At 61.0% G+C, this 12413-nt stretch carries 9 protein-coding genes; 4 read left to right on the top strand and 5 right to left on the bottom strand.

The annotated features are described in order from the left end of the window. Nucleotides 1-150: 150 nt before the first annotated feature. Together DW821_RS03275 and DW821_RS03270 are read right to left on the bottom strand one after the other, a co-directional pair. Nucleotides 151-1032, bottom strand: coding sequence for a tRNA (guanosine(46)-N(7))-methyltransferase TrmB (locus DW821_RS03275; protein WP_118065543.1), 882 nt, complete (start codon nucleotides 1030-1032; stop codon nucleotides 151-153). Between the two features lie 113 nt (nucleotides 1033-1145). Beyond that, nucleotides 1146-2018, bottom strand: a complete 873-nt coding sequence (locus DW821_RS03270; RefSeq protein ID WP_118065541.1) for a hypothetical protein — start codon at nucleotides 2016-2018, stop codon at nucleotides 1146-1148. 267 nt (nucleotides 2019-2285) lie between these two features. Between DW821_RS03270 and DW821_RS03265 the strand changes: the two genes are divergently transcribed. The 4 genes from DW821_RS03265 (at nucleotide 2286) to DW821_RS03250 (ending at nucleotide 6788) form a co-directional block, all read left to right on the top strand. Next, on the top strand, nucleotides 2286-3008 hold the full coding sequence (locus tag DW821_RS03265) for a helix-turn-helix domain-containing protein (protein ID WP_118065539.1): 723 nt from the start codon (nucleotides 2286-2288) through the stop codon (nucleotides 3006-3008). Beyond that, nucleotides 3008-3904 carry a DUF4097 family beta strand repeat-containing protein gene (locus DW821_RS03260; protein WP_158567531.1) on the top strand — a complete coding sequence of 299 codons (897 nt, stop codon included), beginning with the start codon at nucleotides 3008-3010 and terminating at the stop codon, nucleotides 3902-3904. The genes DW821_RS03265 and DW821_RS03260 overlap by 1 nt, the downstream gene beginning before the upstream one ends. Nucleotides 3905-4001: 97 nt before the next feature. After that, nucleotides 4002-5909 (top strand): elongator complex protein 3, encoded by a 1908-nt coding sequence (locus DW821_RS03255; protein ID WP_118065535.1) that lies wholly within the window; start codon nucleotides 4002-4004, stop codon nucleotides 5907-5909. Next, complete coding sequence (locus DW821_RS03250; RefSeq protein WP_118065533.1) at nucleotides 5910-6788, top strand: spermidine synthase; 879 nt, start codon at nucleotides 5910-5912, stop codon at nucleotides 6786-6788. Nucleotides 6789-6815: 27 nt separating this feature from the next. Here the strand turns inward: DW821_RS03250 and DW821_RS03245 are convergent, their stop codons facing one another. From DW821_RS03245 to DW821_RS03235, 3 genes are all read right to left on the bottom strand, one after another. Continuing rightward, nucleotides 6816-9260 carry a DEAD/DEAH box helicase gene (locus tag DW821_RS03245; RefSeq protein WP_118065531.1) on the bottom strand — a complete coding sequence of 815 codons (2445 nt, stop codon included), beginning with the start codon at nucleotides 9258-9260 and terminating at the stop codon, nucleotides 6816-6818. Between the two features lie 116 nt (nucleotides 9261-9376). Next, nucleotides 9377-10681: an ATP-binding protein gene (locus DW821_RS03240; protein WP_118065529.1), complete on the bottom strand. Its 1305-nt coding sequence runs from the start codon at nucleotides 10679-10681 to the stop codon at nucleotides 9377-9379. Then, nucleotides 10674-12413 (bottom strand): TerB N-terminal domain-containing protein, encoded by a 1740-nt coding sequence (locus tag DW821_RS03235; RefSeq protein ID WP_233552983.1) that lies wholly within the window; start codon nucleotides 12411-12413, stop codon nucleotides 10674-10676. Before DW821_RS03235 ends, DW821_RS03240 begins: the two co-directional genes overlap by 8 nt.

Below are 12413 nucleotides of genomic sequence, written 5' to 3'. Positions count from 1 at the left end.
CTAGCTAAGTGAGTAGACTTTTTGCAATAGTGCGAGCATATGGCTTTTTCGCAAGGGCTCTACCTGCGGTTTTATTTTCTCCTATGCGGGTTGTGCTTGGCTATTGCTAAAAAGTCTACTCACTTAGGTTTGAGGGTCGTTCGCCGGCGCCTACTTGCGCTTGTTTACCGACGCCGCGACCATCAGAGGCCCCTGGGATTCTTGCGGCAGGCGCTTTTTGCCTTTACGGGCGCGGTTTTTAAAGTTCTCGACTGCCTCTTCCATGCCCAGAGGTACATAGATGAGCCCATCGAGGTTATCGGGCAGGTAACAGGCAAGACTTTGCTCCTGCATGCGCCCCGCCGTGAGCTCATCGTCACTGGGCTGTGCGCCGGGTGTGGCGCAAATGCCGTAGACGACGGCGCCCATATCGCGCGTACGGCACTCATATTCGGTCTCGGGATGCTCGGGATGGTCGCGGCGGACATCGTCACTTACCCAACGTGTGTCGTAGCCGGCCGCGGCAAACTGCCCCAGGGCGTAGTCGCGCAATGGTTTACTGTCGGTGCGCAGCGTGACGGTGGCGCCGGCTGCAAAAAGCGGGCGATAGAGTATCAGATGGTCGACATGGACGAGTCGTTTTTTGGCGTACTTGGCCTTGGGCTGCGGCGTGGGAAAGTTGATGGAGATGGCATCGAGCTCGCCTGCGGCAAACAGCTGCGGCAGCGATGCGGCGCCTCGGGGCAGGACGAGTGCGTTGGACAGCTCCTGCTCGCAGATTTTCTGTGCGGCATAGGCAATGCAGATGGGTTCCTGGTCCATGCCGATAAAGAGGGTGTTTGGCTCGTGGGCCGCGCGCTCTACAAGGTACGTTCCCTTGCCACAACCAAGATCCAGATGAAGGTGTTCGAAAGGCTTGCTGCCTGCGGGCGCACAGGCCTCGCGCCAATCTCCGGCATAGGCCTCGGGGTTCGTCTCAATCGCATCGGCGTAGCGCTCCAGGCGCTCCTCGAGTACAAAGTTCTTAGGCGTGCGAACGTGGACGGCTCCCATGAGGCTCCTTGGTCATAAGTATGGAACGCATGGCTGCACGTTCCGGTGATGGGTTAGAAGGGGGGCGATTTGCCCAAAAGATGCGGTGCGGCTCAGCGACGAGTCGCTGACGCCTATAGACGCTTGAGAATCACGTAACGGTTGAGCTCGCCGCTGCGACCGTCGGCATGGAAGCGCTCGAGCTCGCGCACGGGGACCTCGCCGCTCTTGTAGAACGTACGCACGCCGCGCACCAGGTCGGTGATCTGCTGATCGTCAAAGTGATGGCAATAGCGGTAGGCGTGGCGGTCGTTTTGCCAGCCGATGAGGTGGTCGCCGGCTTCAAACTGCGCGGAATCGTAACCCTCAAACGGCGGGGTGAGCTCGGCACGGGCCTCGGCGCGAACGGCCTTGCGCGCCATGCGCTCGTCGTTCATAAACTCCCAAAAGCTGATGGCGATGATGCCACCCGGGCGCGTCTGACGCACCAAGGCGTCGAGCACGCGTACGCGGTACTCGCACGACGGCACGTGGTGCATAAAGCCAAAGCAGACCGAGATGTCGGCGAGCGGGGCGTCGAAAAGCACGTCGGGTGTCTCGGCGGGGTTGAGCTTCATGAGGGCATCGAGCACATCGAGCTCCTGGAAGTGCAGGTTGGGGATGCGCAGGGCGTGGCCGCGCGCATCGATGGCCAGGTCCTGGCATGAGTCGACGCCATAGAACTCGAAGGGGCAGCTGGCGTCTGCCGAGGGGCTTGCGCCGTCTACGCCTTTGGCAGCCAGCGTGCCGCCGGCGGCAAAGTTCTCGAATCGCATGTTGCCGCAGGCAAGGTCGAAGACACGGACGGGATGCTCGATGGTGGCCACATCGAGCTGGTCGAGCGCGATGTCCATGGTGCGCACCCAGCCGGGCCAAGGGGCCTGGCGTGTATCGGAAAAGGAGGCGGAGTGCTCGCGATAGAACGTATTGTTGAGCTGGATGAGCGATGAGGCGAAATCGCGGTTCACGGCGCGGGACTCCCTCCGTTGGCGGTGCGGAATAAACAGTACGACCATACTACCGTTAACGCCGCAACGGGGACAACCGAGCTGCGGGTCATTGCTTTGTTTGGACACATTTCCGCAGCTCATATGTGCCCGCAACCGCCGGTTGTCAAAAATCTCACTAGAATAGGTGGCATGCTTTTGGCGGTGGCGGATAGATTTTTAACTGTGCAAGGCGCCTTAAGAACAAAAACGGTCCGGCGGCACGGCTGGCATCACATAGGAGGAACCATGAATGTAGAAACTGCGCAGCGGCTCGCCGACCTTCGTCGCAGCAAGGGTTTTAGCCAAGAAGGGCTGGCGCGAAAGCTGGGGCTGTCGCGCCAGGCGGTCAGTAAATGGGAGCGTGCGGAGAGTTCGCCCGATACCGAGAACCTGATCTCGCTCGCAAAACTCTATGGCGTGAGTTTGGACGAGCTCCTCAATCCGAGCGATGAGATCGAGGACGATATCGAGTTTGAGAACGAGGACCGCGCCCGTCAGCGCGAGGCCGAGGCGGCGGAGCGCGCCCGTACCCATGAGGCGGCGGCACGTGCTACCGAGGCGGCAACGCAGGCGAGTGATGCCGCCGCCAAGGCGGCGCAAGCGGCAAGCTGGAGCGCGCAGGCAGCTAATGCGGCGACGGCTCAGGTGACGGGTGCCGGTGCGACCAGCGTGACTCCGGTGAAGGGTCCGTTCCAGTCGTTCCCGTACTGGGCCGTGTGCTGGCTGCTGTTCTTTTTGCTGATGTTCCTGTTTGGCGCCGGCCCCTTTGCCGCGCTGATTTTCTTTACGATCCCCATCTATCACTGGGCGGCACGTGCGCTCGATGGCGATTGGGCGCGCGGGGATATCCAGGTTGGTCCGGCGCCGGCGGTCGCTAGGACTAAGGGGGAGGACGTTTCCACAGCGGTTGACGCTGACATGGCTGCCGCGACCACCACTGAGTCGAGTGCCAAAGAAGGTGATGAATGATGAAGCTCTCGCATGAGTCTAAGAGGCGCTTGGGCATTGGCATCGGAGCGTTTGTGCTCATCATCGGGCTTGTTTTTGGCATTTCGCGGACTTTGATTCATTTTGATGGCCCGTGGGGTCTCGACGATGTTGTATCCGGCTTGTCTGGTATGGGCGATGCGTTCGACGAGGACGATTCCTTGAATAGCGGTAACTATTCCGCTCGGCCTCAACAGCTTTCGAGCGAAACGTTTGATGCCGACGCGTTCACATCCCTTGACTTGGATGTGACGTCGGGTACGGTTGAGGTCAAGTGCGTTTCCGACGGGCCGGTACGTGTCATCGAGAGTGGCCGCGTCGCAAAAGGAGTAGCTGCTTACGATGCGGCAACCCAGAATCTGGCCGTGGTTAAGGGTTCTGCGCTCAAGATTAGCCAGTTCGATTGCGATGACGAGCGCGCCATTGACCGCACGGTTACCGTCGAACTGCCGCGCGAAGTTGCCGATAACATGGTGGGCATTACAGCGAATGTAGGATCGGGCGATCTGACGGTCACGGACATTGCGTGTCATGACCTCAACTTGACTTTGGACTCGGGAGACATCGAGTTTGCGGGTACTGTAACCGACACCCTGAATGCCAAGGTAGGTTCGGGCGATGTGACGTTCGAGCTCTACCAGGCCCCCGCGAAGTCTATGGACGTAAGCGTGGACTCGGGCGATGTGGAGATAACGGTTCCGAACTCTACGGGCTTTAAGGCGAGCCTCACCGTGGGCAGCGGTGACTTCGAGAGCGATTTCCTTCCGCTTGGCTACGATGGCGAGACCATATTGAATCTTGAATTCGACAACGGTGATAAGTCTGCCACGTATCGTTTTAAGGTCGGTTCGGGCGACATGTCGTTCGATCCGGAGTGACATGCGGTTTTCGGAGGTCGGTGCATATAGGCATGCTCTTTGATGGAGGCGCCGGGGCCGTGACTGGCTCCGGCGCCTTTGCCTTTACAATGGGGGCATGGAACAGATTATTTTGAACATACTCGAGGCTCTGCGTCGCGGCGAGACCGTGGACGACAAGACCCTCGTCAAACTGATACATGCCGAGGCGCGCCGCGAGGGTGCCGACAAACGGGACCTGGCCAAGCGCCGACTGCTGCCGTTTTACCAGCGGGTTAAACGTGAGGAACCGGCTCGTTGGGCTGGGTGGAATGTCGACGCCGATCTGGAACGTCAACTGCTGCAGGTGCTGCGTATGAAGCCGCGCCGAACGGCCTCGGGCGTGGCGACCATTACCGTCATCACCAAGCCCTGGCCATGCTCGGGCGATTGCCTGTTTTGCCCCAACGATCTGCGCATGCCCAAAAGCTACCTGCACGCCGAGCCGGCGTGCGCCCGTGCGGAGCAAAACTGCTTCGATCCGTATCTGCAGGTGAGCGCCCGTTTGACGGCGCTTTCGCAGATGGGGCATGCGACCGACAAGATCGAGCTCATCGTGCTCGGCGGTACCTGGAGCGACTATTCGCAAGGGTATCAGGCATGGTTTATGTCGGAGCTCTTCCGTGCGCTCAATGATGATGCGGTGGCGGGCGTGGCGGCAAACCCCATGTTGGCGCGTCCGGGCATCAGCCGTGCCGAGGCGGGGCGCCTGCTCGATGACGCTCCCGCCGATGCCCTGCCGCCGGTGGTAACAGAGCGCCGCGAGCGCTATCGGGCTGCCGGCATTGCGACAGACGAGGCCAAGCTCGCTGCCGGCGTTGCCGACGAGCAGGAGCGTGTAGATGTTGCCGTGGGCGGCTATAACCGCGCGGTGTGTCGTCTGTACGGCCCCGGTACGCCGTGGGGCGAGGTCACCGAGTGGCAGACGGCAACGATGGAGGAGCTCGAGCGTCAGCAGCGCATCAACGAGACGGCGAAGCATCGCGTGGTGGGACTCGTTATCGAAACGCGTCCCGATGCCGTAACGCCGCAGGCGCTTACGCTCATCCGCCGCCTGGGCTGCACCAAGATACAGATGGGCATCCAAAGCCTTGACCAGCATCTACTCGATATCAACGAGCGTCGCATTTCGGTGGCGCAGATCGAGCGGGCGTTTTCGCTCGCGCGCCTGTTTGGCTTTAAGATCCATGCGCATTTTATGCTCAACTTGCTGGGCGCCACACCCGAGGGGGACAAGCGCGACTACGAGCGCTTTATGACCGAGGGGGCCTTTATGCCCGACGAGGTCAAAGTCTACCCGTGTGCGCTCATCGAGGGCTCGCGCCTGGTGGGCTGCTACGAGCGCGGCGAGTGGCGCCCCTATACCGAGGAAGAACTGCTCGATGTGCTGGCCGATGACATCGTGGTGACGCCGGCGTTCTGCCGCATCAGCCGCATGATTCGCGACTTTAGTTCCGATGACATCATGGTGGGCAACAAGAAGCCCAACCTGCGTCAGCTCGTCGAGAACCGCCTGGCTGCTCGGGGTGACGGTGCGACGGTGCGTGAGATTCGCTATCGCGAGATCAGCACGGCGGGTGCCGACCTGGACGAGTTGACCCTTGATGAGGAAGTGGCGTACGAGACGCCGGTGACTTACGAGCACTTTTTGCAATGGGTGACGCCGCGGGGCAAGATCGCGGGCTTTTTGCGGTTGTCGCTGCCCGATCGCGCTTTTGTTGCCGCGCATGTGGACGAGCTGCCGACGACGCCGGACGAGGCGATGATTCGCGAGGTGCACGTGTACGGCATGGCGGCGCGCGTGGGCGATCAGGGTCAGGCGGCGCAGCACCATGGATTGGGACGTTTGCTCGTGGAGCGTGCGTGCCAGATAGCTCGGGATGCCGGTTATACGCACATCAACGTGATCAGCGCGATCGGTACGCGCGAGTACTATCGCCATCTTGGGTTTTATGACCATGGACTCTATCTGCAGAAGGAGCTCTAGATGAACAAGCCAAGTGTTTCTGCCGGCGTCGTTGCCGGCGTTGCCCTGGGAGCCGCGGCGCTTGGTGCGGCCGCCGTCGCTGTTCGCGCTGCCTGTTTGCAGGTCGCACGTACCCGCAACGGGTTGGCACGTGTGAAGCGTGTGCACGACGAGAGCGGTGACGAGGTCTGCGTGCTCGTACAGGGCGGCGTCTACCAAAGCGCGAGCTATGTTGGCGATCGTTGGGCGGAGCCAGTCTTTGCGTACTATCGTGCATTTGACGATGTGTTTGAGGCCGAGGACGCAATGCGTGATGCTTACGGGCATGGTATCGACCGTATGCTCATGCTGGGCGGCGGCGGGTTTGCCTATCCCAAGTTTGCGCTGATGTCGCACGAGGGCCTGCGCATGGACGTCATCGAGTATGACGGAGAGATAACGCGCTTGGCGCGCCGTTGGTTCTATCTGGATGAACTGGAGCACGCGGTGGGCGATCGCCTGCGGGTGATTACCGCTGAGGCTCGCTCGTATCTGGGTGTGACGAGCGTGGGCCATCGTAGCTACGACGTGGTCGTGAGCGATTGCTTTGGCGGTGCCGAGCCCGTGCGCGAGCTGGCGACCGTTGAGGCGCTGCGCCTGGTGCGGGGCAGCCTGAACCCCGGGGGTATCTACGTGGCCAATATCGTGAGCGCAAACGAGGGGAGCGATGTGACGTTCCTTCGCGACTGCGCTGCCACGGCGCTCGAGGTATTCGTCCACGCCTGGGTGGTCCCATGTGGCGATGCGAAGTTCAGCGGCGAGGAAAACTACCTGCTCATCGCCAGCGACGGCGACTACGCCTTTGCCGAAGCCGTGCCCTTCGACACCGACTTCCTCGGCACCGTCCTTCACGACAAGTAAGTCTCCCCGTCCCAAAAAAGACTGGTCTTAGGCGTGGTCGCGCCAGCCGTGAACGCGCTGCTTCATGCCCTCTATGTCGAGCACGCCTTCGGCAAAGCCCTTGCGCACGAGCTCTTCGGGAACAAACTCGTCGTAGCGGTCAAAGTAAGGCACCTCGCCAGGATAGACGAGCTCGATGGGATCGAAGTCCTTTTCGGCCTCGGCGGCAAGCACCTCAAAGAACGTCTCCTCGTCGGCCTTCATCTTAAACTGCATAAAGTACGGGCGTGACGGATCGAGCCCGCGAAGGCCCAGCTCCGCGGCACATTTAATCTTGAGCATGCGCTCGAGCGCCAAAAAGGCGTAGCTGCCCAGCCAGGGGAAGAGCACCCAGGTATCGCCGCCCAGGTTAATGAGCGGCTTGGTTCCCGCCCCCGAAATCTCGGCGGTATGACGAGCCTGCGCCAAGCGGGCCCGTGCGTTACCCATAAGGTACGGATATGTCGCGTGCTCGTTGAGCGCCTTGCGCATGCGCTCGAGCACATGCGTGTTAATGTCGCCGGGGCAGTCGCCAAAGTAGGCCGGCACCCGGCCCTTGACCTGCGTGGCAAAGACAGTGTGGCGCTTCCAGTCCACTTCCTCGACAATCCAACAGTGTCCGGCGATGGCGATGCGCTCACCGGGCGGGGGCGGATTAACGATCGTGCCCAGCTCGGCCGATTCGCTCCGGACGGTAAACTCCTCGTTTTCCTGGAACACGGCGTAGAATTTAAAGTTGTTGATGATGCGCTCGCCCGCGAGACCCACGATGAGCCCGCCACCTTCGGTGACCTGGATATGGTCGATCTTAATGAGGTGACGTAGCAGCACGCGGTAATCGTCTGCCGAGACACGGTGGAAATAGCTGAGCGTGAGCACGCGCTGGGCAAGTTCGGCCGGCGTGAGCTCGCCGGTGCTGGCGAGGGTCGACATAGTCTGGTGATAGAGCAGGCTGTAGGGGAGACGATCGAGCTCGGGTGGCTCGACCCACTTTTCCTCGCGATAGAGTTGTACGAGCGCGATACCCTGCAGGAGCTTCCAGGGAATGGTTTCGGGCATCATCGTGCGCGGCTCGGGCTCTTCCTCGCGCATGACAAACCACATCTCGGGCGGAAGATCGCGACGGCCCGTGCGCCCCATGCGCTGCAAAAAGGAGCTGACGGTAAACGGCGCGTCAATCTGGAAGGCGCGCTCCAGGCGGCCGATATCGATACCGAGCTCCAACGTAGAGGTGGTGACGGTTGTCTGCGTCTGCTCCTCGTCGCGCATGAGCTCCTCGGCCGTCTCGCGTAGCGATGCCGAAAGATTGCCGTGATGGATGAGAAAACGGTCGGGCTCGTGCCGGCTCTCGCAGTAGCTGCGCAGCATGGAGCACACGGCCTCTGCCTCCTCGCGCGAGTTGGCAAAGACCAGGCACTTGCGGCCGCGCGTATGCTCAAAGATATAGCCCATACCGGGGTCGACGTTGTCGGGTGCCGTGTCGGTGGGGTTGAGAAGCGCCTGCTCGGTCGCACGTGGGATGTCGACTTCGCCCTCGGGGGCCGAGGAAGTGCGACGGTCTTTGGGAGCGGCCTTGCCCCGCGCCTGCTCACGACGTTGACGGTGTTCTTCCTGTGTAAGCTGTCCGCTGTGGCACATGTCTTGTCCGGATGCGGGCAGCGCCGCGGGCGCCGCCGTCTCAATACGCTCGCAAGCAAGCACTTCGGCTTCTTGTGGACCTGTGCCTACGAATCCTCGTTGCTGAGCCTGGGGGCCCGAGTTGTAGAAGTGCTCCATGGAGATGCGCCACACGCGGCGCGGTTCCTCAAAGCGGGGGATAACGCAGTCGCGCCCCGTTCCCTTCGAGAGAAAAGCGCCCGTGCGCTCGGGGTCGCCGATGGTGGCCGAAAGGCCAATGCGTCGGGGCTGTACGCCGGCCATGCGCGAGAGTCGCTCGATAAGGCAGAGCGTCTGCCCGCCACGGTCGCCGCGCATGAGCGAGTGGACCTCATCGATGACCACATAGCGTAGGTCGCAGAACATGCGCGGGATCGCCATGTGCTTATGGATTAAGAGCGCCTCGAGCGACTCGGGCGTAATCTGCAAGATGCCGCTTGGCTTTTTGATGAGCTTGGCCTTGTGCGACTGCGAGACATCGCCATGCCAGTGCCAGACGGGGATGTCGGCTTCTTCGCACAGGTCATTGAGACGGACGAACTGATCATTGATGAGCGCTTTGAGGGGGCCGATGTAGAGGGCGCCCACGCTCGCGGGCGGGTTCTCCCAAAATTCGGTCAGGATGGGAAAGAAGGCTGCCTCGGTTTTGCCGGAAGCCGTGGATGCCGTCAGGAGCACATTATCTTGCGTGTTAAAGATGGCATCAGCTGCCGCAACCTGGATAGAGCGCAAGCTCTCCCAATCGTGGGAGTAGATGAAGTCTTGGATAAACGGGGCGTAGCGGTCAAAGGCGTTCACGGGGCCTCCTTTCAAAAGCGAATCTCTCAACGCGGCGGGCAGTGGCTTGCTGCATTACTGTTTCAACGTTTGCCCAGATAGAGCCTGCCAAAATAAACCTGTCCCTTTTTGGCAGGTTAGATGGTGAATTCGGCGAAGTTACGGTCGCCGCCTGCGGTATCGGTGTCGCCTGTTGCGGCTGCCGGCGCCAGCGCGTCGCCGCCGACGCTTTGCAGCAGCTCGGCCACGTTGGCGTCGGGGTTTTGGCATAGGATGTCGAGCAACTCGATAAAGTCACGAATGACCTCGCGCGGCGTCAGGTGCGTGTCGGCTCCCACACGACCGAACTCAATCTTGAGGAAGTCAACCAAGTCGTTTTCGGTCAGCGTGGGCGTCCAGCCAAAGTAGCCGGCGTGAATTTGCATGAGTTTTTCGATCAGCACCAGCAACTCCTCGTAGGTGAGTGGTTGCAGGCGGATGATGGGCGCAAGCATGTCCTTAAGGTCCTCGCGCGCAAAGCGGCCCTGGGCGAGTCGGCTGCGTAGGGCCTCGTAGGAAAACACACCGCGGCGGCGGTCCTCGATGGAGGTCGGCGTGCCACCCATGATCATGCCCAGGTACTGCGCCTTGCCCTGAAGTGTGTCGTTGTACATGGTCAGGATCTTCTCGTAGTTGTACTGGCGCGTGATGGCGTTGGGAATCTTATACAGATTCACGAGCTCGTCGATGAGCACCAGCATGCCCTTGTAGCCGCTGCAAACCAAAAAACGCGCGATGAGTTTGACGTAGTCGTACCAGTCATCGTCGCTGATGATGGTTGAGGACCCCAGTTCGGCGCGAGCCTCGCTCTTGGTGCGGTATTCGCCGCGGATCCATTTGGTCACGCGGCTCATGGCCTCTTCGTCGCCCTCGGATACGGCCGTGCGATAGCGGCGAAGCATGCGGGTGAAGTCGAAGCCGTGGACCATCTCCTCGAGCGGGGTCAGTTGGGCATTGACGACCGACTCGTCGACGTTGGCACACGAGGCGACCCAGCGATCCAGAATAAGGTTGAGCGCACCGCCCTCGGGGCGCGTCTTGGTCGATATATTGCGGATGAGCTCGCGGTAGGTGGCAAGGCCCTGCCCCTGACCGCCCTGCAGGCGTCGCTCGGGCGACAAGTCGGCATCGGCGACGACGAATCCCTCGCCCATGGCGTGCGTGCGGATGGTCTGGAGCAAAAAGCTCTTACCGGCGCCGTAGCGACCGACTAAAAAGCGGAAGCTCGCGCCGCCATCGGCGATGAGACTTAAATCGGTGAGCAGGGCGCGGATCTCGACCTCGCGCCCTACGGTGATGTAAGGAAGGCCGATGCGCGGGACCACGCCGCCCTTGAGCGAGTTGAGAATGACGGCAGCGACGCGCTTGGGCACGCGGGGTGCTGCGGATGCGGTATCACTCATGGTCTAGGTATCCTCTCACGTCTGCTTCGTAGTCCTCGATAATCTGCGGCCCTGCCGCGCCGAATTCGATAACGGTGTCTCCCACCAGGTCAAAGAGCGCCTCGTTGATGGTATCGACAAGCATGTCCTCACTCTTGCCCGACTGCGCCACCGCCGATGCCGTCTGCGCTGCGTTTTGCTCGAGTAGTGCTCGAAGATAGGCGTCTGCGGCGGGATCGAGTGCGGACGCGGTGTCAGCGGACGTGGGTGCTGGTGCGAGGAGCGGGGCCACGACGCCAAACTGCTCGGTGGAGATGGTCGGCTCGCTAGCCTCGTCCTGCTGCATGGTCGTCGCGACTGGTTCGGCGATCGTGCCGGCCACGGGCTTGGCTTCCCGTCGTTCGGCAACTGTCACCTCGGCATCCGCAAGCGTGCCGTCCTCGTGTTCCTCGTCGATCAAAAGCGCTTCGCACGTTTGTGCGGCAGCGCTCCGAATGTGCCCCAGCTGGCTCAAATCGATATCGATCTTGACGGGCTGGTGTGCGGCGTCCCACGAAAGCCATGCCACAATCTCGTCATCGATAATCTTGGCCAGATATTTGGGGACCTTTTCTTCCTTAAGGGGATGGGCGGGGTCCAGCGCCAGGCGCAGGCGTTGGTCGCAGGCGCGCATCATTTCACCGAGCTTGCTGCTCTTTTGCCTGCTACCGTGAATCCGCATGCATTCCCAAAAACCGTTTTGGCAACGGTAGATATGGATGGGGTCCAGACGGTATTCGCAGTCCTCGTGGCGCTCGGGCGCAAAGAATACGGCCGAGGCAAACATGGTGTAGGGCATGGCCGTCTCCTCCCCAAATAAACTTGCCACGATGCCGGTCTTTCGGTGCGTGTCATAGTAGCGCGCCATGCGGACATACACGGCGCACGCCACGTGGCGCAGATCACGGTGGTGGCTGCGGTCGAGCCGCGAGCTACTTAGGTTGTACGTGGAGAGGGCGTTGATGGCGGCCATGAGTCGCTCCTCGCGCACCTCATCGGGCGGAAGGGGGAGCGTGGGCTCGGAGGTTTTGCGACGCTTAGGGGTCTGGCCGGACGGTGCCGGTACAAGGTCTCGTGCCGCGCGCCGCAGTTCGATAAGGGCGTTATCGAACATGACGGTTTTAGAGTCGCGAAGCAGCTTGGGGTCGAGCCCGTGGAACACGGCGTAATCTTGCAGCCACACGCGCGCAAACCGGTCGATGCCGGGCTCGAAGGCGCGATAGACATCCCAAAAAGCCTTGATCTTGTTAAAACCATCGAGTGGATTATCTACGCCAATGCCGCAGATCAGCTCATAGAGATACAGAAAGGCAAAGGACGTAGACGTTTCCTCGACGGTTCCGCGGCGCACTTGGGCACGCCAGGTAAAGTAGCCGCGCAGTTGCCGGTCGCTCATGGCGTTGTAGGTGGGAAAGTACGACTTAAAGGTGCCGTTGTAGGGACAGTCGTCCTCAAAGTCGGCCATCAGCAGGCCCTGGCGGTAAAAAAGCTCGGCTTCCGAAAGCCAGCGGCCCGCACCGCCCTTGGGGTCATCCTGCCAGCGCGATATCTCGCGCATTTTACGGTACTGGTCGGGGAGGAAATTCTGCATCTGTCGGCCGGTTTTGAGAATCGGCTCGTCTGCGTAGGTTTCGTTTGAGAAGCGGGCGGACTGATGGGTCCGGGCCTCGGCCATAATGCGCTCGATGAGCATCTTGATGTCCTGGTCGGCCAC

Origin of the sequence: Collinsella sp. AM33-4BH (genome assembly GCF_003469205.1) — a bacterium.
Classification (GTDB): domain Bacteria; phylum Actinomycetota; class Coriobacteriia; order Coriobacteriales; family Coriobacteriaceae; genus Collinsella.
This window is presented reverse-complemented; position numbering and strand designations above follow the sequence as displayed.

Excerpts from the sequence above, each read along its gene's own strand:
- DW821_RS03275 (WP_118065543.1), bottom strand. The coding sequence starts at position 1,032 with ATGGGAGCCGTCCACGTTCGCACGCCTAAGAACTTTGTACTCGAGGAG.
- DW821_RS03265 (WP_118065539.1), top strand. The coding sequence starts at position 2,286 with ATGAATGTAGAAACTGCGCAGCGGCTCGCCGACCTTCGTCGCAGCAAG.
- DW821_RS03260 (WP_158567531.1), top strand. The coding sequence starts at position 3,008 with ATGAAGCTCTCGCATGAGTCTAAGAGGCGCTTGGGCATTGGCATCGGA.
- DW821_RS03255 (WP_118065535.1), top strand. The coding sequence starts at position 4,002 with ATGGAACAGATTATTTTGAACATACTCGAGGCTCTGCGTCGCGGCGAG.
- DW821_RS03250 (WP_118065533.1), top strand. The coding sequence starts at position 5,910 with ATGAACAAGCCAAGTGTTTCTGCCGGCGTCGTTGCCGGCGTTGCCCTG.
- DW821_RS03240 (WP_118065529.1), bottom strand. The coding sequence starts at position 10,681 with ATGAGTGATACCGCATCCGCAGCACCCCGCGTGCCCAAGCGCGTCGCT.